Origin of the sequence: Allobosea lupini, from assembly GCF_900109525.1 — a bacterium.
GTDB lineage: Bacteria > Pseudomonadota > Alphaproteobacteria > Rhizobiales > Beijerinckiaceae > Allobosea > Allobosea lupini.
On sequence record NZ_FOAN01000002.1, the window covers coordinates 552,904 to 579,747 of the forward strand.

General features: G+C 66.7%; 29 protein-coding genes and 1 tRNA gene. 17 read left to right on the forward strand and 13 right to left on the reverse strand.

Features of this window, described 5'->3' with window-relative positions; all coding sequences use genetic code 11:
* Positions 1-1,083 (reverse strand): phenylalanine--tRNA ligase subunit alpha, encoded by a 1,083-nt coding sequence (gene pheS, locus BMZ21_RS08160; protein WP_091831686.1) that lies wholly within the window; start codon positions 1,081-1,083, stop codon positions 1-3.
* Between the two features lie 127 nt (positions 1,084-1,210).
* Here pheS and BMZ21_RS08165 point away from each other — a divergent pair, with 127 nt between their 5' ends.
* From BMZ21_RS08165 to BMZ21_RS08180, 4 genes are all read left to right on the forward strand, one after another.
* Positions 1,211-1,663 carry a hypothetical protein gene (locus tag BMZ21_RS08165; RefSeq protein WP_091831688.1) on the forward strand — a complete coding sequence of 151 codons (453 nt, stop codon included), beginning with the start codon at positions 1,211-1,213 and terminating at the stop codon, positions 1,661-1,663.
* Positions 1,664-1,667: 4 nt separating this feature from the next.
* Positions 1,668-2,183: a hypothetical protein gene (locus BMZ21_RS08170; RefSeq protein ID WP_091831690.1), complete on the forward strand. Its 516-nt coding sequence runs from the start codon at positions 1,668-1,670 to the stop codon at positions 2,181-2,183.
* Complete coding sequence (locus BMZ21_RS08175; protein WP_143079672.1) at positions 2,180-2,800, forward strand: SCO family protein; 621 nt, start codon at positions 2,180-2,182, stop codon at positions 2,798-2,800. The genes BMZ21_RS08170 and BMZ21_RS08175 overlap by 4 nt, the downstream gene beginning before the upstream one ends.
* 100 nt (positions 2,801-2,900) lie before the next feature.
* Positions 2,901-3,662, forward strand: coding sequence for an LOG family protein (locus BMZ21_RS08180; RefSeq protein WP_091831694.1), 762 nt, complete (start codon positions 2,901-2,903; stop codon positions 3,660-3,662).
* A 204-nt stretch (positions 3,663-3,866) separates the two neighbouring features.
* Here BMZ21_RS08180 and rplT read toward each other — a convergent pair whose 3' ends face one another.
* The 3 genes from rplT to BMZ21_RS08195 form a co-directional block, all read right to left on the reverse strand.
* Positions 3,867-4,241 (reverse strand): 50S ribosomal protein L20, encoded by a 375-nt coding sequence (gene rplT, locus BMZ21_RS08185; protein ID WP_091831697.1) that lies wholly within the window; start codon positions 4,239-4,241, stop codon positions 3,867-3,869.
* A gap of 28 nt (positions 4,242-4,269) precedes the next feature.
* The gene (gene rpmI / locus BMZ21_RS08190; protein ID WP_091831700.1) at positions 4,270-4,470 is read right to left on the reverse strand and encodes a 50S ribosomal protein L35; all 201 of its coding nucleotides are present in this window, start codon (positions 4,468-4,470) and stop codon (positions 4,270-4,272) included.
* 161 nt (positions 4,471-4,631) lie between these two features.
* A complete protein-coding gene (locus tag BMZ21_RS08195) occupies positions 4,632-5,837 on the reverse strand; it encodes an MFS transporter (protein ID WP_091831702.1) in 1,206 nt (401 codons plus the stop codon).
* A 116-nt stretch (positions 5,838-5,953) separates the two neighbouring features.
* On the opposite strand from BMZ21_RS08195, the gene BMZ21_RS08200 reads away from it, so the two are divergent.
* From BMZ21_RS08200 to BMZ21_RS08220, 5 genes are all read left to right on the forward strand, one after another.
* A complete protein-coding gene (locus BMZ21_RS08200) occupies positions 5,954-6,544 on the forward strand; it encodes a TetR/AcrR family transcriptional regulator (RefSeq protein WP_091831704.1) in 591 nt (196 codons plus the stop codon).
* 111 nt (positions 6,545-6,655) lie between these two features.
* Entirely contained in the window at positions 6,656-7,549 is an 894-nt protein-coding gene (locus tag BMZ21_RS08205; RefSeq protein ID WP_091831706.1) for a MurR/RpiR family transcriptional regulator, read from the forward strand.
* Entirely contained in the window at positions 7,546-8,883 is a 1,338-nt protein-coding gene (locus BMZ21_RS08210; RefSeq protein ID WP_091831708.1) for an aspartate aminotransferase family protein, read from the forward strand. The genes BMZ21_RS08205 and BMZ21_RS08210 overlap by 4 nt, the downstream gene beginning before the upstream one ends.
* Before the next feature lie 59 nt (positions 8,884-8,942).
* Positions 8,943-9,965, forward strand: coding sequence for an amino acid ABC transporter substrate-binding protein (locus BMZ21_RS08215; RefSeq protein ID WP_091831710.1), 1,023 nt, complete (start codon positions 8,943-8,945; stop codon positions 9,963-9,965).
* Positions 9,965-10,594: an aspartate/glutamate racemase family protein gene (locus BMZ21_RS08220; RefSeq protein ID WP_091831712.1), complete on the forward strand. Its 630-nt coding sequence runs from the start codon at positions 9,965-9,967 to the stop codon at positions 10,592-10,594. The genes BMZ21_RS08215 and BMZ21_RS08220 overlap by 1 nt, the downstream gene beginning before the upstream one ends.
* 57 nt (positions 10,595-10,651) lie before the next feature.
* Here the strand turns inward: BMZ21_RS08220 and infC are convergent, their stop codons facing one another.
* Together infC and BMZ21_RS08230 are read right to left on the reverse strand one after the other, a co-directional pair.
* Complete coding sequence (gene infC, locus BMZ21_RS08225) at positions 10,652-11,194, reverse strand: translation initiation factor IF-3 (protein ID WP_091832415.1); 543 nt, start codon at positions 11,192-11,194, stop codon at positions 10,652-10,654.
* Positions 11,195-11,281: 87 nt separating this feature from the next.
* On the reverse strand, positions 11,282-12,499 hold the full coding sequence (locus tag BMZ21_RS08230) for a glycosyltransferase family 4 protein (RefSeq protein WP_244543774.1): 1,218 nt from the start codon (positions 12,497-12,499) through the stop codon (positions 11,282-11,284).
* A gap of 131 nt (positions 12,500-12,630) precedes the next feature.
* Between BMZ21_RS08230 and BMZ21_RS08235 the strand changes: the two genes are divergently transcribed.
* Positions 12,631-13,416, forward strand: a complete 786-nt coding sequence (locus BMZ21_RS08235) for an alpha/beta hydrolase (protein ID WP_208862235.1) — start codon at positions 12,631-12,633, stop codon at positions 13,414-13,416.
* A gap of 10 nt (positions 13,417-13,426) precedes the next feature.
* Here BMZ21_RS08235 and BMZ21_RS08240 read toward each other — a convergent pair whose 3' ends face one another.
* From BMZ21_RS08240 to BMZ21_RS08255, 4 genes are all read right to left on the reverse strand, one after another.
* Positions 13,427-13,681, reverse strand: coding sequence for a BQ00720 family protein (locus BMZ21_RS08240; RefSeq protein ID WP_091831714.1), 255 nt, complete (start codon positions 13,679-13,681; stop codon positions 13,427-13,429).
* Positions 13,682-13,791: 110 nt separating this feature from the next.
* Complete coding sequence (locus BMZ21_RS08245) at positions 13,792-14,220, reverse strand: Hsp20 family protein (protein WP_091831716.1); 429 nt, start codon at positions 14,218-14,220, stop codon at positions 13,792-13,794.
* Between the two features lie 137 nt (positions 14,221-14,357).
* On the reverse strand, positions 14,358-14,762 hold the full coding sequence (locus tag BMZ21_RS08250) for a RidA family protein (RefSeq protein ID WP_091831718.1): 405 nt from the start codon (positions 14,760-14,762) through the stop codon (positions 14,358-14,360).
* Positions 14,763-14,954: 192 nt separating this feature from the next.
* Positions 14,955-16,715 (reverse strand): methyl-accepting chemotaxis protein, encoded by a 1,761-nt coding sequence (locus BMZ21_RS08255; protein WP_244543775.1) that lies wholly within the window; start codon positions 16,713-16,715, stop codon positions 14,955-14,957.
* On the opposite strand from BMZ21_RS08255, the gene BMZ21_RS30780 reads away from it, so the two are divergent.
* Entirely contained in the window at positions 16,623-16,832 is a 210-nt protein-coding gene (locus tag BMZ21_RS30780; RefSeq protein ID WP_244543782.1) for a hypothetical protein, read from the forward strand. The genes BMZ21_RS08255 and BMZ21_RS30780 overlap by 93 nt on opposite strands.
* Positions 16,833-17,123: 291 nt before the next feature.
* On the opposite strand, the gene BMZ21_RS08260 is transcribed toward BMZ21_RS30780, so the two are convergent.
* The 3 genes from BMZ21_RS08260 to BMZ21_RS08270 all read right to left on the reverse strand — a co-directional run bounded on the left by BMZ21_RS08260 (position 17,124) and on the right by BMZ21_RS08270 (position 18,791).
* Positions 17,124-17,200, reverse strand: a tRNA-His gene (locus BMZ21_RS08260).
* A gap of 125 nt (positions 17,201-17,325) precedes the next feature.
* A complete protein-coding gene (locus BMZ21_RS30975) occupies positions 17,326-18,234 on the reverse strand; it encodes a hypothetical protein (protein WP_091831722.1) in 909 nt (302 codons plus the stop codon).
* Positions 18,235-18,395: 161 nt separating this feature from the next.
* Positions 18,396-18,791, reverse strand: coding sequence for a phasin (locus BMZ21_RS08270; protein WP_091831724.1), 396 nt, complete (start codon positions 18,789-18,791; stop codon positions 18,396-18,398).
* Positions 18,792-19,046: 255 nt separating this feature from the next.
* Here BMZ21_RS08270 and BMZ21_RS08275 point away from each other — a divergent pair, with 255 nt between their 5' ends.
* The 6 genes from BMZ21_RS08275 (at position 19,047) to BMZ21_RS08300 (ending at position 26,841) form a co-directional block, all read left to right on the forward strand.
* Positions 19,047-22,067, forward strand: a complete 3,021-nt coding sequence (locus BMZ21_RS08275; protein ID WP_091831726.1) for an ATP-binding protein — start codon at positions 19,047-19,049, stop codon at positions 22,065-22,067.
* Positions 22,068-22,186: 119 nt separating this feature from the next.
* Complete coding sequence (locus BMZ21_RS08280; protein ID WP_091831729.1) at positions 22,187-23,344, forward strand: acyl-CoA dehydrogenase family protein; 1,158 nt, start codon at positions 22,187-22,189, stop codon at positions 23,342-23,344.
* A gap of 68 nt (positions 23,345-23,412) precedes the next feature.
* Positions 23,413-24,075 (forward strand): glutathione S-transferase family protein, encoded by a 663-nt coding sequence (locus BMZ21_RS08285; protein WP_091831731.1) that lies wholly within the window; start codon positions 23,413-23,415, stop codon positions 24,073-24,075.
* 84 nt (positions 24,076-24,159) lie between these two features.
* Positions 24,160-25,101, forward strand: a complete 942-nt coding sequence (locus BMZ21_RS08290) for a DMT family transporter (protein ID WP_244543746.1) — start codon at positions 24,160-24,162, stop codon at positions 25,099-25,101.
* Positions 25,102-25,333: 232 nt separating this feature from the next.
* Positions 25,334-26,323, forward strand: coding sequence for a LysR family transcriptional regulator (locus BMZ21_RS08295; protein ID WP_091831735.1), 990 nt, complete (start codon positions 25,334-25,336; stop codon positions 26,321-26,323).
* Positions 26,323-26,841 carry a tripartite tricarboxylate transporter TctB family protein gene (locus BMZ21_RS08300; RefSeq protein ID WP_091831737.1) on the forward strand — a complete coding sequence of 173 codons (519 nt, stop codon included), beginning with the start codon at positions 26,323-26,325 and terminating at the stop codon, positions 26,839-26,841. The genes BMZ21_RS08295 and BMZ21_RS08300 overlap by 1 nt, the downstream gene beginning before the upstream one ends.
* The last annotated feature ends 3 nt before the right edge of the window (positions 26,842-26,844 follow it).

Consider the following 26,844-nt stretch of genomic DNA (forward strand, 5'->3'; position numbering starts at 1 on the left):
TTAAGAGGTCAGACCGCCGGTCAGGGTCGGCAGGTCGAGCGGACGGAAGCCGTAATGCGACAGCCAGCGGACATCCGCCTCGAAGAACGGCCGCAGGTCCGGCATGCCGTATTTCAGCATGGCGATGCGATCGATGCCCATGCCCCAGGCGAAGCCCTGATAGACGTCCGGGTCGAGCCCGCAATTCCTCAGAACGTTCGGATGGACCATGCCGCAGCCGAGGATCTCGAGCCAATCCTCGCCCTCGCCGAAGCGGATCTCGCCATCCTTGCGCGAGCACTGGATGTCGACCTCGGCCGACGGCTCGGTGAACGGGAAGAAGGACGGGCGGAAGCGCATCTTGACGCCCTCGACCTCGAAGAACGCCTTGCAGAACTCCTCCAGCACCCATTTCATGTGGCCGAAATGGGTTTTCTTGTCGATGACGAGGCCCTCGACCTGATGGAACATCGGGGTGTGGGTCTGGTCGGAATCCATGCGGTAGGTCCGGCCCGGGCAGATGACGCGGATCGGCGGTTCCTGCGACATCATCGTGCGCACCTGGACCGGCGACGTATGGGTGCGCAGCAGCTTGCGCTCGCCATTGGCATCGGGCGCGAAGAAGAAGGTGTCGTGCATCTCGCGGGCGGGATGCCCGACCGGGAAGTTGAGCTTGGTGAAGTTGAGGTCGTCGGTCTCGACATCCGGACCTTCGGCGACCGAGAAACCCATGTCGCCGAAGATCGCGGTGATCTCGTCGATGACCTGGCTGATCGGGTGGATGCGCCCGCGCGCCTCCGGCCCCTCGCGTACCGGCAGCGAGATGTCGAGCCGCTCGCTCGCGAGCCGCGCTTCCAGCGCCGCCTCGCCGAGCGCGTCCTTGCGGGCGGCGATCGCCTGCTGGACCGTGTCGCGCAGACCGTTGATGCGCGGGCCCTGCTCCTTGCGCTCCTCCGGCGTCATCGTGCCGAGCGTCTTCAGCAGGCCCGAGACCGAGCCGGACTTGCCGAGCGCCGCGATGCGCAATTGCTCGAGCGTCGCCTCGTCGCTCGCCGCCTCGATCTCACCGACAAGTGAATCGCGAAGGGTGTCGATGTCGTTCATGCCTGCTCTGGTCCGTTTGCGAGGCATCTTCTATGGTGTCGGCGGCGGAGAGGCTAGGGGCAATCGTGCTGGCAAAGCATCTCGCCGGCACGGAAATGCCACCCGAATTGCGGGATCGCGTGCGAAGATGACAATCTTGTCTCAAGTCCGGCGTCGCGCACTCCTGTCCACGGCTTTTGCCGGGCTGCTCGCAGCCGCGGTGCCGGCATCCGCCCAGCAAAGCGGCCAGCGCGTCACCGTCACCGGCGAGATCAGCGACAGCTGGTGCACGATCAGCGGACTGATGTTCGCCAAGGGCACCGCGCATCATCAATGCGCCGTCTGGTGTGCACTCGGCGGCATTCCGGTCGCGATCCGCGACGCCAACGGCAATCTCTACCTGATCCTGAAGATCGGCGACGACGAGGACAGCGCCGGAAATCCGCGCGTAGCCAAGCTGGCGACGCATGAGGTCACGGTCGATGGCGAATTGCTGGAGCGCGACGGCGTGAAGTACCTGCTGGTCGACCGCATCGCCGACGACAAGGGCGTCATCACGATGACGCATGAGGAACATGGCATCCAGCCGTTCGGGAACTGAAGCGATGCGAGGCGGCGTCACGGCACTGTTCATCGCAACCGGGCTGGCAACAGCGCCCGCCCAGGCTGCCGAGCCCTGGAACATCCCGCATGAGAGGCAAGCCGTGCTGAAGGGGCGCGTCGTCGACGCGCTCTGCCAGCTCAAGGGCCGCTGCACGCCGGATTGCGGTGGTGGCAAGCGCCAGCTCGGCCTTGTGCTCTCTGATGGCATGTTCAGGCTGGTGGCGAAATCGAACATCGACTTCGCCGGCGCGACGACCGATCTGTCACCCTATTGCGGCCGCGAGATCGAGGCCGACGGCCTGCTGATCGAAAACCCGGCGGTGACCCTGTTCTTCGTGCAGCGCCTGCGCGAGCGGCCGGACCAGGACTGGATCGCGGCCGAGCGCTTCAAGGCCGATTTCGAGGCGAAGAACGGCAAGGCGGAGGAATGGTGGCGGGCTGATCCGGAGGCCAACCGCATCATCGCCGCGGACGGGCCGTTCGGGATCAAGGACCTCCAGCCGAAACCGAAGCCGTGAGCGCGAGCGTCGCACGCCGGAGCGTTCTCGCTGGGCTGGGCATGATGCTGGCGACAAGAGCCTTCGGCCATGACCACAAGGCGGCGCCCGCCTCCCCGGCCTCCCCTTCTGCTCCCGACCTGCTGGCGACGCAGTTCGGTGGCCCGTTCGCGCTGACTGACCATACCGGCAAGCGCGTCACCGACGCCGACTTCCGCAGCCGCTTCATGCTGGTCTATTTCGGCTTCACAACCTGCACCGATACATGCCCGGTTGATCTGCCGGTGATCGCCCAGGCGCTCGATGCGCTCGGCCCGCTGGCCGCGAAGGTCGCGCCGCTGTTCATCAGCGTCGACCCGGTCAACGACACTCCGGCCCTGATGGCGGCCTATGTCGCCAATTTCCACCCGCGCCTGATCGGGCTTTCCGGCAGCGAGACCGACATCGCCGCCGCAGCCAAGGCCTACAGGGTCCATCGCCGCAAGCTGACGCAAGCCCATCACGGCGAGGGCCAATACACCATCGACCATGGTTCGCTGACCTATCTGATGGGCCCTGATGGGCGCTTCCTGACTTTGCTGCCGCACCGGACCTCGCCGGAGCGCATGACCGCGGTGCTGCGCAAATATCTGTCGTGATCGGGGCGAGTCGGGCCAGATAGACCTGATTGAGTCGGCGCGAGCCGGACCGTTCGACCAAGTCAGGCCGGGCGGACCGCGCGCCAGCCGGGAGGCCACCATGCCCGACAACACCGCCCAGAAGAATTCGCCCTCCTACCGGCTCGCCGCGCTCGATCAGGATTTTCTGCTCGGCGATTCGATGCGCGGGACGCGCTTCATGCTCGAATACCAGAAGGCCGAGGATGCCTTGCGCGCCCGCGGCATCGTCTCGACCATCGTCGTCTTCGGCTCGGCACGGGTGCGCGAGGGCAATCCCTGGTACGAGGCGGCGCGGGAGTTCGGCAAAATCGCCTCGGAGCGCGGCGGCGCGCTCGACGGCAAGGAGAGCGGCAAGCGCCATGTCATCGCCACCGGCGGGGGGCCCGGCATCATGGAGGCCGCCAACCGCGGCGCCACCGAGGCCGGCGCGGTCTCGATCGGCTTCAACATCACCCTGCCGCACGAGCAGGAGCCGAACGCCTGGTCGACGCCGGACCTGACCTTTCGCTTCCACTATTTCGCGATGCGCAAGATGCACCTTGCGATGCGGGCGGCGGCGCTGGTGGTCTTTCCCGGCGGCTTCGGCACGCTCGACGAGCTCTTCGAGATCATGACACTGGTGCAGACCGGCAAGATGCCGCCGGTGCCGATCGTGCTCTACGACAGCGCCTACTGGCAGGGGCTGATCAATCTCGCGCGGATGGCCGAGGCCGGCTTCATCCGGCAGGAGGATCTGAAGCTGTTCTGCTACGCCGACAGCCCCGAGGACGCCTATCGGCGCATCGTCGAGGGTGCCGGCGAGAGCTGGGCGCCGAAGGCGGTGGACAACGTGCAGACGTAAAGCCCGCCACATCTCACCGCGGTCGTCCCGGGCGGAGCGCAGCGAAGACCCGGGACCCATTCCTGAACCTTTCTTGGAAAGGCTCCTGAATGGATCCCGGATCGGCGCCGCTTCGCGGCTTGTCCGGGATGACCAGAAAGGTAACGGAAACGAAAAAGGCCGGCGTTTCCGCCGGCCTCTCGCATTCCGATCGGGTCAGACCGCTCAGGCGGCCTGGGCCTCGGTGCCCAGTGCGCCCTTGACCGTCTCGACCACCGCGGCGAAGGCGGCAGCGTCATCGATGGCGAGAGCCGACAGGGTCTTGCGGTCGAGCTCGAGGCCCGCCTTGGCGAGCCCGCCGATGAAGATCGAATAGGTCAGGCCGTGCTCGCGCACCGCAGCGTTCAGGCGCTGGATCCAGAGCGCGCGGAAGGTGCGCTTCTTGTTCTTGCGGTCGCGATAGGCGTACTGCATCGACCGATCGACGGCCGCCTTGGCAGCGCGGATCGTGTTCTTGCGGCGGCCGTAAAAGCCCTTGGCGGCCTTGAATGTCTTCTTGTGCTTGGCGTGGGACGTAACGCCCCGTTTCACGCGAGCCATGTTTGATCTCCGGAAAAGTTAGGGGACGTCAGCCGTTGGGGAGGAAGTACTTCTTCACGTTGGCCGCATCGCCTTCGAAAAGAACGTTCGTCCCACGGTGATTGCGGAGCTGCTTGTTGGTCCGCTTGATCATCCCGTGACGCTTGCCGGCCTGGGCGTAGAGCACCTTGCCGGTTCCGGTGACCTTGAACCGCTTCTTGGCGGCCGATTTAGTCTTCATCTTGGGCATTTCAGCTCCTCATAGGTCGCGAGCGCGAACAATGCGCCGCTTCAATTTTGCTTTGGGAAGCAAAGAACGACCGCCACGGCAGCCCTTATCAGCCGGGCGATCGAAGGTGGCGCCTATGACAGAAAAGCCGCGCCCTTGCAAGCGCGGCCTTCCTTATCCAATCAGGCAAGGGCCGGCTCAGGCTCGCGCCGCGGCTCGGCGATCAGGCAGAACCCGATCGTGACGATCGCCAGCGCCGAGAACCCGCCGGCGACCGACACGTAGAAGCCGGCGCTCGCGCCATAGACGTCGATCAGCCAGCCGGAGGCGGCCGAGCCCGCCGCCATGCCGATGCCCATGCCGGTCATCACCCAGGTGATCCCCTCGGTGAGCTTCGCGGCCGGCACATGCCGCTCGACCAGCGCCATCGCGACGATGACGGTCGGCGAGATCGAGGCGCCGGCGATGAACAGCACGATGCCCAGCATCCAGAGCGACGAGACGATCAGCAGCGGCAGCGTCGTCGCCGCGGCAAGCCCGATCGCGAGCAGCAATTGCATGGCGAGCGACATACGCAGGCGCAGCGCGCCGAAGACGAGGCCGGTGATGAAAGAGCCGGCGGCATAGGCCGCGAGCGCGAGGCTCGCCGCTGCCTTGTTGCCCTGCGCCTCGGCGAAGGCGACCGCGGTAACCTCGGCCGTGCCGAAGACGACGCCGAGCGCGACCATCAGCAGCGCGATGATCTGCACCGGCACCAGCCGGATGGCGGAGCCGCGGCCACCGGCGTCATGGGCATGCACCGGCGGTTCGGTGGCGCGCTGCGCCACGAACAGAGCCATGCCGACGGCGAGCAGGATCGTCGCCGCGAGCGGCCCGGCCTCCGGGAACCAGACCACGCTGAGGCCGATCGCGATCACCGGGCCGAGCATGAAGATGACCTCGTCCACCACCGACTCGAAAGCGAAGGCAGTGCGCAAATGGGGCGTGTCTCGATAGATCTCGGTCCAGCGGGCGCGCACCATCGCCATCATGCTGGGCGTCAATCCGGCGAGGCCGGCAAACAGGAAGAGCACCCAGTTCGGCGCCTCCAGGCGCGTCGCCAGCATCAGTCCGGTCAGCGCGACGACGGTCGCGAGTGTGGCAGGGATCAGCACCTTGCTCTGGCCGTGACGGTCGACCAGGCGCGAGATCTGCGGCGCGATCAGCGCATTGGCGAGAGCGAAGGTCGCGGCGACGCCACCGGCGAGCCAGTATTGCCCACGCGCCTGGGAGAGCATGGTGACGATGCCGATCGTCACCATCGAAAATGGCATGCGGGCGATGAAGCCGGCAGCTGAAAATCCGATCGAGCCGGGAGCCCGGAAAATTTCGCGATAGGGATTAGGCATGGACGTCTCCGTCACATCAAAGCGTAATTGACATACGTTGCGTATGTGACATGAGTAATTACATACGCACCGTATGTCAATTCACATACGCACCGTATGCGAAAGGAACATGGACGATGCGCAAGCCGCGCAGCCAGATGATCGTCGAGACGCGGACCAAGCTGATCGCCGCGGCGCGCGCCGCCTTCGGCACGGTCGGCTATGCGCAGACCTCAATGGACGATCTCACCGCCTCGGCCGGGCTGACGCGCGGCGCGCTCTATCATCATTTCGGCGACAAGAAGGGCCTGCTGGTCGCGGTGATCACCGAGATCGATGCCGAGATGAACGCCCATATGCAGGCGGTCTCGGCGAAGGCCGGCGACCCCTGGACGGGCTTCCGCGACGAATGCACCGCCTATATCGAGCTGGCCCTCGATCCCGAAATCCAGCGCATCATGCTGCGCGACGGCCCAGCCGTCCTCGGCGATCCCTGGGACTGGCCGACGCTGAGCGAGTGTATCCGCTCCATGACGGAAAGCCTGACGAAGCTGGCCGAGACCGGCGTCATTGCCCCTATCGATCCCGAGGCAGCCGCGAGATTGATCGCGGGGGCGACGCAATATGCGGCGCAGTGGATCGCGAACGCCCCCGAACCGGAAGCGATCTCGCGCAAGGCGATCGATGCCTTCAACCTGATGCTCGACGGGCTCCTCGCTCGGAGCTGAGCCGAACTCGGCGGTCGCGAGTGGCGCCATATGGCATGAAACGATTGTTTCATCCAGGTCATATCAAATAATCTGTTTCATCCAGCGCACCCCCCTGCTAAGCTCCGGCGCATGGACAAACCTGGCCTGACGGCAAGCCTCACCGAGAGCTTCGAACAGCTGCCGCAGCAATTGCAGGCGGCGGCACGCTGGGTGCTGGACCATCCGGCCGATGTCGCGCTGCTGACGACGCGCGAGCAGGCCAAGCGCGCCGGTCTGTCGCCGGCCACGCTCACCCGGCTGGCGCAGCGCTTCGGCCTCAAGGGCTATGACGAGTTGCGCGCCGTCCATGCGGCAGCCTTGCGGCGGCGGCCGGAGGGCTTTGCCGGCCGCGCCGGCGAATTGATGCAGCGCCATGGCGACGAGGGTCCGAGCGCGATTGCACAGGACATGTTCGCGGCGCTGGCAGAGCATCTGAAAGCATTGCGCGAACCACAGGCGCTCGCCCGTTTCGAGCAGGCGGCCGACCTCTTGAGCGAGGCGCAGACGGTGTTCTGCTTCGGCCTGCGCTCGGCCTTTCCGGCCGCCTTCATGCTCGACTACATCCGCGATCTGATCGGGGCGAGCTCGGTGCTGGCCGACGGCGCGGGCGGGCGCGGCATCGACGCGCTGCGACGGATCGGGCCGGGCGATGCGCTCTTCGCCGTCTCGGTCGCGCCCTATACGCGCCAGACCGTGCAGGCTGCGGAGATAGCGCGGGAACGCGGCGCAAAGGTTATAGCGCTGACCGACAGCGCTCTCTCTCCGCTCGCCGCCATCGCCGATGTGGCACTGCTGGTGCGGACCGAGACGCCCTCCTTCTTCCACACGATGACGCCGGCCTTCGCCGCAGTCGAATGCCTGGCGGCGCTGATGACGGCGCGCAAGGGCAAGGCCGCGCTCGACGCGATTGCCCGCCACGAAGCCGCGCTCGACGCGGCCGGCACCTTCCTCACTCCCCGATCCACCAGGCGAGGCCATCGATGAGCCACATCCTGCATCGCATGCTGAGCAAGACCTATCCGACCGCGGCCGGCGGCGAGGGCATGGTGCTGCGCGACCGCGACGGGCGCGAGCATATCGACGCTTCGGGCGGCGCCGCCGTGTCCTGTCTCGGCCATGGCCATCCCGACGTGCTGGCGGCGATGCATGCGCAGATCGACAAGCTCGCCTACGCCCATACCAGCTTCTTCACCACCGACGCGGCCGAAGAGCTCGCCGACCATCTGATCGCGCGGGCGCCTGCCGGAATGGGTTCAGTCTATTTCTGCAGCTCGGGCTCGGAGGCGATCGAGGCCTGCCTGAAGCTGGCCCGGCATTATTTCGTCGAGAAGGGTGAGACGCGTCGCGTCAACTTCATCTCGCGCCGGCAGAGCTATCACGGCATCACGCTCGGCGCGCTTTCGGTCGGCGGGCGGATGAAGGACCGCGCGCCGTTCGAGCAGATGCTGATGCAGGGGCACCATATCTCGCCCTGCTATGAGTATCGCGGCCGCCGGCCCGACGAGACCAGCGACGAGTATGGGCTACGCGTCGCCGACGAGCTCGAGGCCAAGATCCTGGAGCTCGGACCTGAGACGGTCTGCGCCTTCGTCGCCGAGACGGTGGTCGGCGCGACGCTCGGCGCAGTGCCGGCCGCGCCTGGCTATTTCAGGCGTATCCGCGAGATCTGCGACCGCCATGGCGTGCTGCTGATCCTCGACGAAGTCATGAGCGGCATGGGCCGCACCGGCACGCTGCATGCCTGCGAGCAGGAAGGCATCGCGCCCGACTTGATGGCGATCGCCAAGGGCCTCGGCGGGGGCTATGCGCCGATCGGCGCGATGCTGGCCTCGAAGCGGATCGTCGAGACGGTCCGGCAGGGCTCGGGCGTCTTCCCGCACAGCCAGACCTATGTGGGCCATCCCCTCGCCTGCGCCACCGCGCTCGCGGTGCAGCAGGTGATCGAGCGCGACGACCTGCTCGCCAATGTCCGCAGGCAAGGAGCGCGGCTGGAGCAGCGCCTGCGCGAGCGCTTCGGCAATCACCACCATGTCGGCGACATCCGGGGGCGCGGCCATTTCTGGGGCGTCGAGATCGTCGCCGACCGCTCGACCAAGACGCCCTTCGACCCGGCGCTCAAACTCAACGCCAGGATCAAGCAGGCGGCACAGGAGCGCGGGCTGCTGATCTACCCGATGGGCGGCACGGCCGACGGCACCGCCGGCGACCATGTCCTGCTGGCGCCGCCCTTCATCATCGACGCGGCGACCGTCGACACCATCGTCGAGCGGCTGGGCGACGCGCTCGATGCGAGTTTGGCCTCGGCCCGACCGGCCTAAAGGCTCAACCAGGATCCGGGCCGAGAAGAGCCCGGTGCTTCCACAACAGGGGAACGATCATGAAACGACTGAAACATTTGGCTTTTGCCGGGCTCGCCGCGCTCGGCTTCACCGGCGCTGCCAGCGCCCAGACCAGCACGCTCGACCGCGTCAAGGCGCGCGGCGAACTGATCTGCGGCAACCACATCGCCCTGCCCGGCTTCGGCATCCAAGGGCCGGACGGGCGCTGGGACGGGCTCGACATCGATCTCTGCCGCGCCGTCGCTGCCGCGATCTTCAACGACCCGAACAAGGTCAAGTTCGTGCCGACAACGCCGCAGATGCGCTTCGTCGTGGTCCAGTCCGGCGAAGTCGACATGCTCGCCCGCAACGCGACCTACACGATGTCGCGCGACACCTCGGCCGGCATGTCCTGGCCGATCATCAACTATTTCGACGGCCAGGGCTTCATGGTCCGCAAGTCGCTCGGAGTCACCGAGGCGAAGGGGCTGGAAGGCGCCTCGATCTGCGTGACGCAGGGAACGACGACCGAGCTCAACCTCGCCGACTTCTTCCGCGCCAACAAACTCAAATACGAGATCATCGGCTTCGCCACCAACGAGGAGGGCGTGAAGGCGCTGGAGGCCGGGCGCTGCGACGCCTTCACCACCGACACCTCGGGCCTCGCCGCCGAGCGCCTGAAATTCTCCAAGCCCGACGATTTCGTCATCCTGCCGACGCTGATCTCGCGCGAGCCGCTCGGCCCGGCGGTGAAGCGCGGCGACGAGAGCTGGGTCGCGCTGGTGAAATGGGTGCACTACGCCATGCTCAACGCCGAGGAGCTCGGCGTGACCAAGGCCAATGTCGACGAGCAGCTGAAATCGGGCAATCCCGAGATCAAGCGGCTGCTCGGCGTCGAAGGCAAGTTCGGCGAGGGCCTCGGCCTGAGCAATGACTGGGCCTATCGCGTCATCAAGCACATCGGCAATTACGGCGAGAGCTTCGAGCGCAATGTCGGTGGGGGCTCGAAGCTGCAGTTGAAGCGGGGGCTGAACGACCTCGCCTCCAAGGGCGGGCTGCAATACCCGCATCCCATTCGCTGATGCGGATCGCGCTGATCCATGCGCTGCGCCATTCGCCGCCTCCGATCGAGGCGGCGTTCGCGCGGCTGTGGCCAGAAGTCACGCTGATGAACCTGCTCGACGACAGCCTCTCGGCCGATCTCTCCCGCGACGGGCGGATCACCGAGGCGATGACCGGGCGCTTCCTCAGCCTCGCCAGCTATGCGCGGGCGACCGGCGCCGACGGCATCCTCTTCACCTGCTCGGCCTTCGGCCCCTGCATCGAGGCGGTGCAGCGCGCACTGGCTCCCCTGCCCGTGCTGAAGCCGAACGAGGCGATGATCGAGGAAGCCATGGCGATCGGTGGCCGGATCGGCCTGCTCGCCAGCTTCGAACCGACGCTGCAGTCGATGCCGCCGGAATTTCCGGGATCGCTGACTGTCACGCCGAAGCTGGCGGAGGGCGCGCTCGCCGCGCTCGATCGCGGCGACGGGGCCGAGCACGACCGGCTGGCGGCGTTGGCGGCTAGCGATCTGGCGGGGTGCGACGCGATCGCTCTGGCGCAGTTCAGCCTGGCACGGGCCGCATCGGCGGTGGCGGAGATGACGGGCAAGCCGGTGCTGACAACGCCGGACAGCGCGGTCCGCAAGTTGAAACGCCTGCTGGGCTGAACGAAAAAGGGCGCACCGGCAGTGCGCCCTTTTTCACGTCTTCGTGACGCCCGCGCCTTATCGAGGCGCGAGCACCATGACCATCTGGCGGCCTTCGAGCTGCCAGTCGCTCTCGACCTTGGCGACGTCGACGGTATCGACCTTGACGCGCTCCAGCACCTTCACGCCGAGGTCCTGGTGCGCCATCTCGCGGCCGCGGAAGCGCAGGGTGACCTTGACCTTGTCGCCCTCCTCGAAGAAGCCGTGCATCGCCTTCATCTTCACGTCGTAGTCGTGCTTGTCGATGCCGGGGCGAAGCTTGATTTCCTTGATCTCGATGGTGCGCTGCTTCTTGCGCGCCTCGGACGCCTTCTTCTGCTCGAGAAAGCGGAAGCGGCCGTAGTCGAGGATCTTGCAGACCGGAGGCACAGAATTGGGGGCGATCTCGACCAGATCGAGACCGGCGTCCTCGGCAATCTTGAGCGCCTCGAAGAACGAGACCACGCCACGATTGGCGCCGGTATCGTCGATGAGCTGGACGTCGCGGACGCCACGGATGTCGCGGTTGGCGCGAGGACCGTCCTTGACGGGGGCTGGTGCGGCACGGAATGGACGACGAATGGCTGTATTCTCCTGTGAATGGCGCGCATCGCGCCGTTGGTGAGACACATTGCACAACGCGAAGCGTTGTCAATGGATCAGGCGGTTTCAGCGCCCGAGCAGGGCGCAATAGACATCGAGTGTGTCATTGACCATCGAGGCCAATGAGAAGTGGCGCTCGACATGCAGCCGGGCGCGGCGCGCCAGCGCATCGCGGGCGGAGGGGCGCAGCGCCAGCGCCTCGCGCAGGGCTTGCGCGAGCGCCGCCGCATCATCGGGTGGGACATGCCAGCCGGATCGTTCCTGCGGCGCGACCTGGGGCGGGGCCAGCACCGTCTCCGGCACGGCGCCGAGGTTGGAGACGACGACCGGCGTGCCCATGGCCTGCGCCTCTACTGCGACACGGCCGAAGGCTTCCGGCTCCGTCGAGGGGACCGCCACCACGGCCGCCGCCAGGAAGGCGGCCGGCATGTCCGCGCAATGGCCGACGCGGCGGACCCGGCCCTCAAGCCCTGCCCTGGCAATGGCGTCGTCGAGCTCGCGGACATAGCCATCGCGGCCTTGAGCGTCGCCGGCGAGAATGAAGGCGGTGTCCTCATCGCCGGCATCACGCAATTGGCGCGCCGCCTCGATCAGCACCTTCTGGCCTTTCCAGCCGGTGAGCCGGCCAGGCAGCAGCACGATGCGCTGATGCGGCTCGACGCCCCAGGCGCTGCGCAGGGCGCTGATCCGCTCCGGGCTCACCGCCGACGGCGCGAAGGCGGAGAAATCGGTACCGCGATGGACGACGCGGATGCGGTCGCGGGCGAAGGGGTGGCGGGCGCGGATCAGGTCGGCGGTGTAGCCGGAGTTGGCGATGACGACGTCGCTGCGCGCCATCACCGAATTATACAGGTTCTTCACCACCGAGCGGGCATTGTAGGAGCCGTGATAGGTGGTGACGAAGGGCAGCTTCAGCGCCCGCGTCGCCGCCAGCGCGACCCAGGCCGGCGCCCGCGAGCGGGCGTGGACGAGCTCGACCCGCTCACGCTTGCAGAGCAGGGCGAAGGTCCGCACGTTGAGCAGCATCGAGACGGGGTTCTTGGCCGCCGCCGGAAATGGCAGCCAGATACCGCCCTTGGCCTGCAACTCGGCGACGAGCCGCCCACCCTCCGTCGCGACCAGCGCCCGCGCGCCGACCTCAGTCAGCCCAGCGGCGATGTCGACCGCAGTGCGCTCGGCGCCGCCGGCTTCCAGCTCCGGGATGATCTGCAGCACGGTGCGCCCGGCCAGCGGATGCGTCTCGGTCGACGGCAGGGAGAGGTGCGCGCCGGAACGCAGGGAGATGCTCACTATTCGAAAGGGCCTTCTGCTTGGCGACTCGCCGATGCTATCGGGGTCGTGATGATCACAAAATCGGGCGGGATTGCAGCAGGGTTATACCTGCTTTCGCCCGGTTCATCACAGGAGAGATTAAAGTGACGAGGCCCCAGCCGCAATTTCTGAGCGTCGGCTCCGGCGCGGAACGCCGGGAGATCGCAGTGCTGACGCAAGCCGGCAAGGGCCCGCCGGTGGTCTGGCTCGGCGGCTTGCGTTCGGACATGCGCGCGACCAAGGCCGAGGCGCTGGCCGCTTGGGCCGAGCGCACCGGGCGCGCCTTCATCCGCTTCGACTATGCCGGCCATGGCGAATCGGGCGGCGAGTTCGCGCGGTGGACGATGTCGCACTGGATCGAAGATGCGCAGGCTGTCCTCGCCGCCCATACGCAAGGTCCTGCCGTCCTGGTCGGCTCGTCCATGGGCGGCTGGGTCGCGCTGCTGACGACGCTGAAACTGCGCAACACCACCCCGGACCTGCAGCCCGCCGGCCTCGTCCTGATCGCGCCGGCGGTCGACTTCACCGAGGAGCTGATGTGGGCGCAGATGCCGGAGGCGATCCGCGAGACGATCATCAGGGACGGCGTCTGGCAGCGGCCTTCGGAGTATTCTCCCGAACCGATGCCGATCACGCGGGCGCTGATCGAGGACGGACGGAACCATCTCCTCTTCGGGCACCCGCTCGAAACCGGCTGCTCCATCCATATCCTGCAGGGAATGAAGGATCCCGACGTGCCCTATGGCCAGGCGCTCAAGCTGGTCGAGCACCTGCCGCACGATCCGGTCGTGCTGACCCTTGTCAAGGACGGCGACCATCGCCTGTCGACGCCGGAGGACATCGCGCGCCTCGTCGCCGCCGTCGAGGGCATCGCGCCCACGACGGCATAGACGTTTCGGGTCAGTGCAGGCTGACCATCCGGAGATCGTGCTCCCAAGCGTTGGCCGTCGCGGCCTCGCGGGAATCGGTCACCAGGATCGGCGCGCCATCGGCTGCAAGCAGCGCGAAGAGCTGCAGGCCGGGTTCGATATCCGGTGCCTGCGGAAAGATGCGGGCCAGCTCATCCGACATGATCGGCTTGAGATAGGCGACCTGGCCGTTGCCGAGAGCGGCGAATTCGGCCGTGGTCAGAGGGTTGTTTCTGGTCTCAGTCATCGCGCCCTCCTTCAGAGCAGTGCGAGGCGGTTTGATTGTGCATCCTTGATCATGAACGGAAGGCAAACCGCATGCCTTTCTCGTAAAGACCTTCTGTAGCCCTCAGGGGCCTAGTCGCGGCTCATGATATCGATACGCCTGACGAGCCGTTCCGGTTCCGGACGGGCCAGATCGATGGCGAGCAGCCCGTTCGAGAGATCAGCCCCCAGGACCTGCATGCCGTCGGCGAGCAGGAAGGAGCGCTGGAACTGCCGCGCGGCGATGCCGCGATGCAGGAAATGCCGCGTCTTGTCGTCGACCTGCCGGCCGCGGATGGTCAGCTGGTTTTCCTCCAGCGTGATCTCGAGCTGGTCGCGCGAGAACCCGGCCACGGCGAGCGTGATCCTGAGCTTGTCGGGCTCATCCTCCGTGCGCGGCATGCGCTCGATATTATAGGGCGGATAGCCATCGCCGGCGCCTTTGGCGACACGGTCGAGTGCCCGCTCGATATCGTCGAAGCCGAGCAGGAAGGGATGCGACAGGCTAGGCGGACGCGTCATCACGAAGCCCTTGAAAAGGCGCCTCTGGAACTATCGGAGCCCGCTTGCGCAGCACCCCGCACGCGAAAGGCGAACCCAACCGCGTGACTGAGATATGGCGAGCGGCGCGTGCCGCCGCAAGCCCTGCGGACGACGCCTCAATCCAGCGCCGCGATCGCCTCGATCTCGATCAGCAGGCGCGGATCGACGAGCGCGGTGACGCCGACCATGGTGCTCGCCGGATAGGGACCATCGCCGAGATACCTCATCCGCACCTTGCGTACGGCGACCGCCTTCTCGGTGCTGAGCCCGACGACGTAGGTCACCAGCTTGAACACTTTCGTGAAGTCGGTGCCGGCGGCGGCCAGGGCGGCGGCGAGGTTGGCGTAGACCTGCTCGGCCTGGGCGGCGATATCACCCTCCCCGACCACCTTGCCCATCGGGTCGTAAGCGACCTGGCCGGAGACATGCACCTGCTTGCCGGCCTCGACGATCGCGAGGTGCGAATAGCCGGTCGGCGGAGAGAGCGAAGCGGGATTGAGAAGATCGATCTTGCTGGGCATGGGCGGCTCCCGAGGCTAGAGCGCGCAACGCCGCGCGATCCGGCCGCAAGCTAGAGGCTGCGGGGCAGCATGTGCAAATGCCCGGGAGCGGCATGACCGGACCAGGGCGCACTGTCGCCAGCGCGCCCTGTGAGCCCGACACGGTCAGAAGTCGGTTGCCTCGACGATCTGCCGCGCGATGCAGTCGCCGGCTTAGAACTCTTCCCAGCCCGCCGCAGAGCCATTGGCGACCCGGCGTTGACTTGAACCTGCCTGACGGGACACCGGGGCGGAAGCCGGGCGCGCCATCTGGGCGGCCGCTTGCCGCAACTGAGCCACGCCTTCGACCGTGCGATCGCCTTTCGTCGCTACGCCGGCGACGCGGAAGCCGCCCACGAGCCCCTGCAGCGAGTCGGTTGCCAATTGCAGCTCTGCTGCGACGCTCGCACTCTGATCGGCCATCGACGAATTGCGCTGGGTCATCTCGTCCATATGGGCGACAACCTTCGCCACTTCCTCGATCCCGTTCGCCTGCTCGCGCGAGGCGCTCTTGATCTCGTCCAGCGCGGCAGAGACGCTGGTCGAGGAGGTGACGATCTCGCCCAGCGCCGACCCAGCCTGCTGGACGAGCCTGACGCCTCCTGCAACCTCGGCAGTGGAATTGGTGATCAGCTTCTTGATGTCGTTGGCCGCATCGCTGGAGCGCTGCGCCAGCGTGCGCACCTCCGATGCGACGACTGCGAAGCCCTTGCCGGCATCCCCCGCCCTCGCCGCCTCGACGGCCGCATTCAAGGCGAGCAGATTTGTCTGGAACGCGATGTCGTCGATGACGCGGATGATCTCGCCGATATCGCCGGACGCCTTCTCGATCCGCTCCATCGCGATCACCGCATCGCCCACGATGGCTCCGCCTCGGTTGGCGACGCCATTGGCCACGGCCCCGAGTTCAGCCGCCTCGCGCGCGCGCTCGAAGCTCTGCTTCACGGAAGCCGCGAGCTCCTCCGTGGTCGCGGCGGTCTCTTCGAGGGATGCGGCCTGTTCTTCCGTGCGCTGGGCAAGATCCTTGCTGTCCGAACCAATGCGACGCGATCCGACGGAGATGCGCTCGGAAATTCCGGTGACGGTCTGAATCACGTTCGAGAACGTATCCAGAAGCTCGTTGATGCCGTTGCAGAGTTCACCGATCTCTCCGGACTTGCCATCCAGCGGCACGCGCTGCGTCAAATCCTTCGCCTGCGTGGCCACGATGACGGAGCGCGTCTGCTCCACCGCTGCCTCGAGCGCCGCGGTGGCGAGCTTGCTGGCCGTGATGTCGGTGGCGTATTTGACGACCTTGTAGGGCTTACCCAGCGAATCGAGGATCGGGTTGTAGCTCGCCTGGATCCAGACCTTGCGGCCGCCCTTGCCGATCCGCAGATACTGGTTCTCGTCGTATTCGCCGCATGCGAGCTTTTGCCAGAACCGGGCGTAAGCCTCGGTGTCGCGCTCGAGCGGCTGCACGAACATCGAATGGTGCTGTCCCTTGACTTCACCGATCGTATAGCCCAGCGCCCGCAGGAAGTTCTCGTTGGCGTCGAGAACCTTGCCCGTCAAGTCGAACTCGATGACCGCCTGCGCCTTCCTGATCGCCGCGAGCTGACCTTCAGCATTCGACACCGCTTCCTTGATGCCGGTGATGTCGTTGGCGTACTTGATCACCTTGAACGGCCGCTTGCCGTCGGTTCCGCAGATCGGCGTGTAGGTCGCCTGAAGCCAGACCCGCTTGCCGCTCTTGGCAACGCGCGCGAACTGCGCCTGGAACGCCTTGCCCCCGCTCAGATCCTGCCAGAAGCTGCGATAGGCTTCCGTAGCCCTCTCCTCGGGCGGCACGAACATGGAGTGATGCTGCCCGATGATCTCGGAGCGCTGGTAACCGACAGCCTGCAGGAACAGATCGTTTGCCTCGATGATCTTGCCGTCGAGATCAAATTCGATGACGGCCTGCCAACGTCGAATCGACAACGCCTCGGCGGTCGCTTGTGTCCCGCTCTTTTTGAAAAGATTCATTCAGGCCGCCCCTTGACCGCGAAGTTAATGCCGCAACGTCAATGACGTTTAATGAAGATCGTTAGCAAAGCATTACGCGGAACGGGGCCAAGGCTCGCGCCGAGAGTTTTTGCGCTCTGCCTGGATATTATCCAGTACAATAATCTACTATAGGTTGTATTCGCGATAGATGGAGCAAAGCCCAACTGCACCGGGCCCACGCCGAATGTTTTGTGGAGGATAGCGGAAGCCATGAGCGAGGGCATGGCAATCGAGCGTCCGGCTGGCCACACCAGGACGCAACCGGGTCGGAACTGCGCCGGTCCTATTCAGAACGATAATCCGGGGATATCGCGATGGTACAGCCACCCCGGCTTGAACGGGGGACCTCTAGATCCACAATCTAGCGCTCTAACCAACTGAGCTATGGCTGCACGGCTCGCGCCGAAGTCGCGACCTTGGAACCGATCCGGCGACGGCGCGGAACCTAGTGCCACGCCTCGCCGAATGCAACGGCAAATACAGGGCCGGGCGTGGAAAACCGCGCCGGCCTTCAAAATCAGCGGCGGGGCAGTTCCTGGCGCGCCGTTGCGGCGAGATCGCCGAGATGGGCGGCGAAGGATTCGTAGCTGCGGCGGAAGGCCTTGGTCTGGAGCGCGACAGCGTCTGCAGTGCTCTGCGTGCGCGCCAAGGTCTCGACCTCGCCCAGCGTCGCCTTGAGCTCGGCGCAGGCATGGTCGAGAACCTTGGCCTGGACGACGCCGAAGGCGCGCGTGAGTGCCAGGGCCGGCTCGATCCAGACAGCCGCCGAGAAAGCGGCGATGGGAGCCGGCTTCCGCGCCTCGACCGGCTTGGTGACAACGGGGGCGCTCGCCACAGGCGCCGCAACGGGCTTGGCTGGCTGAACGGCTTCGGTGACCTTGGCCGCAACGGGAGCCACCGGCTTTACAGCAGCGGGTTCGACCTTGGCGGGAGTGGGCTGCGTCTTGACCGGCTCGGCAGCGACCTTGGCAGGCGCGGGCTTGAGGGCCGGAGAAGCGACCTTGGCGGAAGGCCTCGCAATCTTGGTCTTCTGCGGGGCGACACGCTTGGTGGGCTCGGCAGCAGGCTTCGCGACAGGCTTCGCTGCGGGCGCGGCGGCAACGACCGGGGCGGGCTTCACCACCGGCTGCGGGACAGCCTGCGGGACGGCGGGCTTGATAGCAGCAGGCTTGGGAGCAGCGGGCTTGGGAGCAGCGGCAGCGGACTTCGATTCGACCTTGGGAGCGGGCGCAACCGCGACCGGATCGGCAACGGGCTTCACCTCGGCCGCAGGCTTGATTTCCACCGGCTTGGATTCCAGCGGCCTGACCTCCGGAGCCTTGACGGGCGCAGCCTGCACGGCCGGCGCAACCGGCTTCGGCTCGCTCAGCGCCTTGACCGGCGCGAGGCTGACCGGCGCCTTGCCGGGGATCGTCTGCTTAGCCATCGGATCTCTCCTTCACGGTTTCGGCAGGACATGCCTGCGCGATAGACGGAGCCGGGCACGAGCAAACTCCGGCAGGGCGAGTCTCGCCCCAACAAAGAGTCACGCACCGGCCCGGCCGCTTGGTCGTGAAAGCCTGCTCCGCGCTCGCGGCGCTCAAGGCCTCACTTCAGCTTGGTCGCCTTGGCGGCGGTCTCGGCCGTCTTCTTGGCCGCATCCTGCACGCTCGCGCCGACTTCCTTGAGCTGCGCCTGCAGCGCGGCGACCTGCGCCTTCAGGAATTCGGACTGGTGCTGGAGCACCTCGTTCATGTCCTTGGACTTGACCAGCTTGTCGGCGAGGTCGAAGGCGGCCGCGATGTTGTTTTCGGCATAGGACATCGCCTTCTTGGTCATGTCCTGCACGTTGACGCGGGCCGACTCGGCCGAGCCATGGGCGCTGTCGACCGCCTTCTGGGCGGCGCCGATGAAGCCGTCGAAGGCCTTGCGCGCCTGATCGACGCTCTTTTCGGCGAAATCGCGCATCTCGGTGGGAACTTCGTAGGGAAGCTTGCCGTCCATGGTAGGTCCTCCTGCGACCGAGCCAAGCGTCCGCGCCGTCTCCGGCGCCGCGCTCCTATTGTGCACTGCAATATCATTATTGCAGTGCAATGACAATGCCGCCACCGAGACGGCGGCGGGGGCATATTAACGTTGTTTTGAAACGTCAGGGGAGAGGCCGGGTTCCCGCATGGATTCACCCCGCTCGCGCAGTTATTAAAGATTTGTTAGGCATATTCGCGCGGGCTGGAGTCGCCAGCAGCAGAGCGGAGCAGGATGAGCGAATCCGGACAGGATTGGAACGGCCTCACCGGCGCCCTGGCGCTGGATCCCGCGCTCGCGGGCTTTGCCCGTGACGGCGCGCTGCTGCTCTGGCCAGCCGACGGCGACGCCCCGGCCTTCGCCAACGCCGGCGGCCGGGCCCTGCTCGACGCGTTCGGCGGAGCCGCCAAGCTTCCCGCGGCAACGCGCGAGCGTTTACGGCTGCTTGCCGGCGGGCTCGCCTCACCGACGGCGCTGAGGCTGGAACGATTGCGGCTCGGCGCCTCTCTCGCAGGGCTCGTGACCTGCGGCTGCAAGCGCATCGAGACCGACTCCGGCCTGGCGCTGGCGATCGGCGTCACCGCCTCCGAATTGCGCCGCCTCGGCATCACCGTGCCCAAGGGCGAGTCGGCGGCGGTCGCTGCCCCCTCTCCTGCCGCGCCCTCGGCGGCGCCTGTCATGGCAGGCACCACCGGCGAATCACCCGAGCAGCCGCGCCGCGCCAATCTACGCTTCCTGTGGGAAAGCGACCTCGACGGGACGCTGGTCAGCCTGTCGCAGGACTTCGCGGCGCTGGTCGGCCAGAAGGTCGCGAGCGCGACGCAGGGACGCAACTGGTCCGCGCTGCTCGCCAGCGACGTCGTCGATCTCGAGGGCGACCTGGCGACACGCCTCGCGACCTCCTCGACCTGGAGCGGCCGGGCCGTGCTCTGGCGCGTTTCCCCAGACGAAGGCGCACGCGTCGAGCTGTCCGGCTTCCCGCTGTTCGATAGTGAGCGCAATCCCGCCGGCTTTCGCGGCTTCGGCCTCACCCGCTCGCCCGCCAACGAGACTTTTCCGCGGCGGGAAACACCTGAAGCGAACGTCGCTTCCTTAGTTCCGGAGGCTGATATCCCGGCGGCAGAACCGCCGATCGCAGCCATCGCGGAAGCCCCCACGCCCGCCGTTCCTTCGATCGAAACCGCCGAGGCGGCGCCGATCGAGCCGGCCCGGGCAGAGGCCGGCGACGACGAGATCGACGGCGTGCCGACTGATCCGGACGCGCCCGCCGAGGCGTCCTCCGAGCCGGACGAAACCGTGGAAGCGCAAGACGCGCCGGCCGAGCCCGAAGCGTCGGATGACGATGCCACGACAGAGCAAGCCGAAGACGGAGGCGAGGCCGCCAAGGCCAGCGAACCGCCGCCGGCTGCCGAAGCGCCGCCGGCCAATGTCGTGCCGCTGCGCAATGGCCATCTGGCCGCCGTTCGCCCAGTGCTTGAGCCGTCCAAGACCCTGCTCTCCTCGGCCGAACGCAATGCCTTCCGCGAGATCGCCAAGGCGCTCGGCGCCCGCATCGCCGGCGAAGAAGACGAGCCAGGCGGCCCTCGTCTGCCGGTCGCGGCGCAACTGCGCGTGCGAGAGAAGGAGGCGAACGACGCCAAGGACGAATCGTCTGCCGCGATTCCCTCGACTGCTGCGCCGGTGCAGCCCTCGGCTCCGGAAGGGCGCCCCCGCGTCGCCAACGCCCATGCGGAGATTCTGGACCGACTCCCGATCGCCGTGCTGGTCAATCGCGACGAGACGGCACTCTACGCCAACCGCACCCTGCTCGACCTGCTGGATTATGCCGATCTCGACGATCTCTCGGCGGCGGGCGGCATCAGCACGCTGATCAGGGGCGTGAGCCGCAGCAGCGACGGCGCGATGATCCTGGTCGACCGCAAGGGCGGGCTGATCAGCGTCGACGGCCGGCTCTCGAGCGTGAGCTGGCAGGGCGAGCCTGCGACGCTGATGGCCTTCCGCAACAGCGTGCCGGGCGGCGACCTCAGGATGCTGACGCCCGAGGAGGCGGAAGAGCAGGAGCTCGCGGCCGAGTTCGCGGCGGAGGAAGAAGAGGCCACGTCCCGCGTCGAGCAGCTGCGGCTGGAGGGACAGGCCAACGACGCTCGCGTATCCGAGCTGTCTGCAATGCTCGACACCGCGACGGATGGCGTCGTCACCGTCGACGGGCGCGGGCGCATCCTGTCGCTCAACAAGAGCGCCGAGGCGCTGTTCGGCTATGACCAGCGCGAGGTCGCCGGCGAGCTCTTCACCTTGCTCTTCGCGCCGGAGAGTCATTCCCCCGCCCTCGACTATCTCGATGGGCTGATCGGCGGTGGCGTCGCCTCGCTGATGAATGATGGCCGCGAGGTCATCGGCCGCGTGCGCCAGGGCGGGCGCATCCCGCTGTTCATGACCATGGGCCGCATCGCCGAAGGGCCGGACAGCAAGTTCTGCGCGGTCCTGCGCGACATCACCGCCTGGAAGAAGACCGAGGGCGAGCTTGTCGAAGCGCGCAAGAGCGCCGAGAAGGCGAGCGCGCAGAAATCGGACGTGCTGGCCAAGATCAGCCACGAGATCCGCACGCCGCTCAACGCCATCATCGGCTTCGCCGAGGTGATGGCGGAGGAGCGCTTCGGCCCGATCGAGAACGAGCGCTACAAGGAGTATCTGCGCGACATCCACCTGTCGGGCGGCTACGTCATCAGCCTGGTCAACGACCTGCTCGACCTCGCCAAGATCGAGGCCGGCAAGCTCGACCTCGACTTCGTCAGCGTCAACCTGAACGAGATCGCGCTCTCGGCCGTCAATCTGCTGCAGCCGGAAGCCCAGCGCGGCCGCGTCGTGCTGCGCTCCGGTCTCGCGCCGAAGCTGCCGCCGGTGGTCGCCGACGAGCGTTCGCTGCGCCAGATCGTGATCAACCTGCTCTCCAATGCGGTGAAGTTCACAGATGCCGGCGGACAGGTGATCGTCTCGACCGCGCTCGGCGACCAGGGCGAGGCGATCCTGCGGGTCCGCGACACCGGCATCGGCATGGACGATGACGAGATCAAATTGGCGCTGGAGCCGTTCCGGCAGGTGCCGACGACGCGCAGATCGGGTGGGACCGGCCTCGGCCTGCCCCTGACCAAGGCGCTGGTCGAAGCCAACCGCGCGGCGCTCTCCATCACCAGCGTCAAGAAGGAAGGCACGCTGGTCGAGGTCACCTTCCCGCCGCAACGGGTGCTGGCAAGCTGAGCGTCAACTGCGCGGACAGCGCCTCAATGCGCACGCCGGGGAAAGCGGAGCCGCGCATTGGCGCACGGCGCAGCTCGCTCTAGACTTCGCGCCCCTGCCCCCGATCGGTGAGCATCCGCATGCAGTTCGCGCTCAGCGAAGAAGAAGAACTCATCCGCGAGAGCGCGCGCAAGCTCGCGGCGGACCGGCTGGCGCCATTGGCCGAGCAGCTCGACCGCGGCGAAGGCCGAGCCGAGTTCCTTGCCAACCTCAAGCTGCTCGCCGAAAACGGCTTCATGGCGCTCAACGTCAAGGGCCTGTTCGGCGGAACCGAGGCCGGCACCGTTTCCTTCGCCCTGGCGCTGGAGGAACTCGCCGCCGCCTGCGCCTCGACTGCGGTCACGACGTCGGTGACCAACATGGTCGGCGAAGTCATCCAGGCCGTCGGCAACGAGGCGCAGAAATCGACCTATCTGCCGAAGCTGGCTGATGGCACCTATCCGGCCGGGGCCTTCTGCCTCACCGAGTCAGGGGCGGGCTCCGACCCCGCCGGCATGAAGCTGCGCGCCCGGCGCGACGGCGATAGCTACGTCCTCGATGGCCAGAAGATCTACATCACCTCCGGCGAATATGCCGGGCTCTTCGTCGTCTGGGGCGTGACCAATCCCGAGGCGCCGAAGGGCAAGGGCATCTCGGTCTTCCTGGTGCCGGCCGATACGCCCGGCGTCAGCATCGGCAAGGCCGAAAAGAAGATGGGCCAGACCGGCTCGGCGACCAACACCATCCATTTCGACGCCGCGCGCATCCCCGCCGCCAACCTGATGGGCAAGGAGAACGACGGCTTCCGCGTCGCCGTCGGCGAGCTCGCCGGCGGGCGCATCGGCGTCGCCTCGGTCTCGCTCGGCATCGCTCGCGCCGCGATGGACGCCGCCAAGTCCTATGCCCGCGAGCGCAAGCAGTTCGGGCAGGCGATCTCCGACTTCCAGGGCCTGCAGTGGATGATCGCCGACCGCGAGCTCGACCTGCACGCGGCGCGCCTCCTGATCCTCGATGCCGCCGCGAAGAAGGATCGCGGCGAGCCCTTCGCCAAGGAGGCCTCGATGGCCAAGCTCTTCGCCTCGGAGGCGGCACATCGCTGCACCGATACGGCGATCCAGATCCATGGCGGGGCCGGCTATTGCCGCGATTTCCCGGTCGAGCGCTATGCGCGCGACGCCCGCATCACCCGGATCTACGAAGGGACCTCCGAGATCCAGCGCCTGATCATCGCGCGCGAGACCTTGCGTCAGCTCGGCTGAGCTTCGTAGAATTTTCTTCTTCGGGTCCCCGGATTCGGAGCTCATCCCCGTCTGCCGGAATCCTGCACATGTCCCTGACCATCTATGGCTGCTATCGCTCGCGCGCGACGCGCAATGTCTGGCTCGCCAACGAGCTAGGCATCACCTTCAAGCATGTGCCGGTGATCCAGGCCTATCGCCTGCCCGATCCGAAGGCGGCCGATGCCCCCGTTCATACCCGCAGCGCCGAATTTCTCGAGGTCAATCCGAACGGTCATATCCCGTCGATCGACGATGACGGCTTCGTCATGCACGAATCGCTGGCGATCAACCTCTACCTCGCCCGCAAGCATGGTGGGCCGGTCGCGCCGAAGGACGTCCAGGAGGAGGGGCTCGCCGCGATGTGGGCGCTCTGGGCCGCGACCGAATGCGAGACGAACGCGCTCAACCTGACCTACCATCTCGCCGCCTATCCGCCGGAGAAGCGTGATCCGGCCATCGTCAGCAAGGCGCTCGAGGCGCTGGCCGCGCCATTCGCCGTGCTCGACAAGGCCCTGGCGGACGGCGGCGGCTATGTCATGGGCGGGCGCTTCACCGTCGCCGACATCAATGTCGGCGAGGTCATCCGCTACGCCAAGCCGGCAACGCAGCTCTTCGATGCCGCGCCGAACGTCAAGGCCTGGCTCGACAAGCTGCACCAGCGCCCCGCCTTCAAGGCGATGTGGGCGGCGCGCGATGCGGAGCCGGCATAACGCTCTGGCGGAAATCGGGTGGCCGGGTCCTGCCCGGCCACCTACTGACGCAGGATGACCGGCCCTGCGAGGACAGATTGCGCCATGACACAGCCAACCTCTGCTCCCTCGCTCCGCATGGGCCCGACCGAATGGCTCCTGCTCGTCGCCCTCTCGATCCTGTGGGGCGGTTCGTTCTTCTTCAACAAGATCACCGTGGCGGAATGGCCGCCCTTCGCCGTCGTGCAGGTCCGCGTCGGGCTCGCGGCGCTGGCGCTGCTGCTGGTGGTGCGGATCACCGGGCACTCGATGGCGGTCGGCCGCAGCGTCTGGCTTGCCTTCTTCGGCATGGGCATCCTCAACAACCTGATCCCGTTCAGCCTGTTTCTCTGGGGTCAGCAGCAGATCGCCAGCGGCCTCGCCTCGATCCTGAACGCAACCACGCCGATCTTCTCGGTGCTGGTGATGCACTGCTTCGCCTATGAGAAGGCGACCGGGCTGAAGCTCGGCGGCGTCCTGGCTGGCCTCGTCGGCGTCGGCATCCTGATGGGTCCCGATGCACTCGGAGGCCTCGGCTCCAACCTGGCGGCGCAGCTCGCCTGCGTCCTCGCCGCGGTGTCCTATGCCTTTTCCGGCCTGTTCGGACGGCGCTTCCGCGGCATGCCGCCGCTCGTCGCCGCCACGGGGCAGCTCACGGCCTCGACGGTGATGATCGTCCCGATCGTCTTTTTCCTGCATCCGCCGTGGACGCTGCCGGTGCCCTCGCAGCAGGCGATCCTGGCGGCGGTCGGCCTCGCCCTGATCTCGACGGCGCTGGCCTACATCCTCTTCTTCAGGATCATGCGCACAGCCGGGCCCAGCAACGTCATGCTGGTGACCTTCCTGATCCCGGTCAGCGCCATACTGCTCGGCTCCGGGCTTCTTGGAGAAGAGCTTCTGCCCCGCCATTTCGCCGGCATGGCGGCGATCTTTGTCGGGCTTGCCCTGATCGACGGCCGCGTGGCCGGGTTATGGAGCAGGCGGCGGGCGAACCTACCGACAGCTTGACCAGCTTCGGCCGGCGTCCATAAACTCCTGTAAAATCAATTCATTGCGCTCGGCTCAAGCATGCGAGCGGCGTTCACCCCTGTGGACACCCTTCCCGTTGCAGCAAGCTTTGTTGCCAATAAATTATGAATTGCTCTAGGGTCGCAAAACCGGCGGATAGCGCTAAAGGGCATAACCGAAACAACTGGCAGATATCACAAAAAGCGATACGCCAGAGGGGAGCGCGACAACCATGGACCTGCGGCAACTGCGATGTTTCATCGCGGTGGCGGAAGAGCTGCACTTCGGCCGGGCGGCCGAGCGGCTCGGCCTCGCACCACCAGCCCTTTCACGCCAGATCAGCGCGCTCGAGGACGAGCTCGGCGTCAGCCTGCTGACGCGCACCACCCGGCAGGTCGCGCTCACGCGCGCCGGCCTGATCATGCTCGAGGAAGCCAAGGCCATCCTCGTCCGGATGGAACGCGCATCGCGCTCGGTGCGCGAAGCGTCGCTGGCCTCGAGCAAGGTCCTGCGTGTCGGCGCGATCGACGCGGCCTCGTCGAGTTTCGTGCCGGAAGCGCTGGTGACGTTCCGCTCGCGCCATCCCGGCATCGAGATCAAGTTCGTCGAGGCGATGACGGCGCCGCTGGTGCAGATGCTGGAGGCCGGCAAGCTCGACCTCGCTCTGCTGCGCCCGCCGCGCAAGCCGACCGACTGCGCCTTCGAGATTCTGCGCGTCGAGCGGCCGATCGTGGTGCTGAGCGAGAGCCACCCGCTCGCGGCGCGTGAATTCCTGACCATGCAGGACCTGGTCGGTGAGCCCTTCGTCGTACCGTCGAAGCGGATCCGCCCCTTCGCCTACGACCTCGTCATGGCTTATTTCGAGAGCGTCGGGGCGGTGCCAAACGTCACCATCGAGGCGACCGAGAAGCCGGCGATGATGTCCGCGGTCGCAGCCGGCCTCGGCATGGCGCTGGCGCCTGACTGGGTCTCGCGGCTGAGCTTTCCAGGCGTCACCATGCGGCGCCTGCGCGGCGCGCTGCTCGACCCGCCGCCGCCGGGGGCCCTCGTCGGCGTTGCCTGGCGGCCGCACCAGAAGCTCTCCGCCCGCGACGACTTCCTCGCCATTCTGCGCGAGAGCGTGACATTGATCGACGACGGCAACGTCCTGCCGTTCAGCGTAACCGGGCGCGGCAGGAAGCCTGCCGCACGCACAGCAACCACCCGAGCCGGAGGACATTGATGAGTCTGAACAAGATCGACGCGGCGCGAGGTTGGCGTATCCGCTCGACACAGGACCTGGCCGCCGGCCTGTTCATGATCGTGCTGGCCGGACTGGCGCTGTTCCTGTCGCGCGACCTGGCGACCGGGACGCTGCGCCAGATCGGCCCGGGCATGCTGCCCAAGGCCTTCGCCTGGATCTGTGCCGGGCTCGGTGCGCTGCTTGCGTTCAACTCGCTGCGCTACAATGGCGACAAACTCGCCGGCTGGTCCTGGCGCGGCGTCATCTTCGTGCTCGGCGCGGCGGTTGTCTTCGGCCTGACGATCCGCGGCTTCGAGATCGGACCGCTCAAGGTGCCGCAGCTCGGCATGCTGGTGTCCGGTCCGCTCGTCGTGCTCATCTCCGGCCTCGCCGCCGAGGATGTCAGGCTCAAGGAGCTGGTGATCTTCGCCATTGCGATGACGACCGGCTGCGCCCTCCTGTTCAAATACGCGCTGGGTCTGCCGATCCCGCTGGCGCCCTGGCTGCTGGGAATCTGAGCC

Bases quoted from the DNA above. Each gene is read 5' to 3' on its own strand.
- BMZ21_RS30780 (WP_244543782.1), top strand. From the start codon at position 16,623: ATGCTGCCCGATGATCTCGGAGCGCTGGTAACCGACAGCCTGCAGGAA.
- BMZ21_RS08295 (WP_091831735.1), top strand. From the start codon at position 25,334: ATGGACCTGCGGCAACTGCGATGTTTCATCGCGGTGGCGGAAGAGCTG.
- BMZ21_RS08270 (WP_091831724.1), bottom strand. From the start codon at position 18,791: ATGGACGGCAAGCTTCCCTACGAAGTTCCCACCGAGATGCGCGATTTC.
- BMZ21_RS08280 (WP_091831729.1), top strand. From the start codon at position 22,187: ATGCAGTTCGCGCTCAGCGAAGAAGAAGAACTCATCCGCGAGAGCGCG.
- BMZ21_RS08205 (WP_091831706.1), top strand. From the start codon at position 6,656: ATGGACAAACCTGGCCTGACGGCAAGCCTCACCGAGAGCTTCGAACAG.
- BMZ21_RS08200 (WP_091831704.1), top strand. From the start codon at position 5,954: ATGCGCAAGCCGCGCAGCCAGATGATCGTCGAGACGCGGACCAAGCTG.
- pheS (WP_091831686.1), bottom strand. From the start codon at position 1,083: ATGAACGACATCGACACCCTTCGCGATTCACTTGTCGGTGAGATCGAG.
- BMZ21_RS08300 (WP_091831737.1), top strand. From the start codon at position 26,323: ATGAGTCTGAACAAGATCGACGCGGCGCGAGGTTGGCGTATCCGCTCG.
- BMZ21_RS08245 (WP_091831716.1), bottom strand. From the start codon at position 14,220: ATGACGCGTCCGCCTAGCCTGTCGCATCCCTTCCTGCTCGGCTTCGAC.
- BMZ21_RS08195 (WP_091831702.1), bottom strand. From the start codon at position 5,837: ATGCCTAATCCCTATCGCGAAATTTTCCGGGCTCCCGGCTCGATCGGA.
- BMZ21_RS08170 (WP_091831690.1), top strand. From the start codon at position 1,668: ATGCGAGGCGGCGTCACGGCACTGTTCATCGCAACCGGGCTGGCAACA.
- BMZ21_RS08285 (WP_091831731.1), top strand. From the start codon at position 23,413: ATGTCCCTGACCATCTATGGCTGCTATCGCTCGCGCGCGACGCGCAAT.
- BMZ21_RS30975 (WP_091831722.1), bottom strand. From the start codon at position 18,234: ATGGCTAAGCAGACGATCCCCGGCAAGGCGCCGGTCAGCCTCGCGCCG.
- BMZ21_RS08220 (WP_091831712.1), top strand. From the start codon at position 9,965: ATGCGGATCGCGCTGATCCATGCGCTGCGCCATTCGCCGCCTCCGATC.
- BMZ21_RS08165 (WP_091831688.1), top strand. From the start codon at position 1,211: ATGACAATCTTGTCTCAAGTCCGGCGTCGCGCACTCCTGTCCACGGCT.
- BMZ21_RS08180 (WP_091831694.1), top strand. From the start codon at position 2,901: ATGCCCGACAACACCGCCCAGAAGAATTCGCCCTCCTACCGGCTCGCC.
- BMZ21_RS08240 (WP_091831714.1), bottom strand. From the start codon at position 13,681: ATGACTGAGACCAGAAACAACCCTCTGACCACGGCCGAATTCGCCGCT.
- BMZ21_RS08275 (WP_091831726.1), top strand. From the start codon at position 19,047: ATGAGCGAATCCGGACAGGATTGGAACGGCCTCACCGGCGCCCTGGCG.
- BMZ21_RS08250 (WP_091831718.1), bottom strand. From the start codon at position 14,762: ATGCCCAGCAAGATCGATCTTCTCAATCCCGCTTCGCTCTCTCCGCCG.
- BMZ21_RS08290 (WP_244543746.1), top strand. From the start codon at position 24,160: ATGACACAGCCAACCTCTGCTCCCTCGCTCCGCATGGGCCCGACCGAA.
- BMZ21_RS08210 (WP_091831708.1), top strand. From the start codon at position 7,546: ATGAGCCACATCCTGCATCGCATGCTGAGCAAGACCTATCCGACCGCG.
- rpmI (WP_091831700.1), bottom strand. From the start codon at position 4,470: ATGCCCAAGATGAAGACTAAATCGGCCGCCAAGAAGCGGTTCAAGGTC.
- rplT (WP_091831697.1), bottom strand. From the start codon at position 4,241: ATGGCTCGCGTGAAACGGGGCGTTACGTCCCACGCCAAGCACAAGAAG.
- BMZ21_RS08215 (WP_091831710.1), top strand. From the start codon at position 8,943: ATGAAACGACTGAAACATTTGGCTTTTGCCGGGCTCGCCGCGCTCGGC.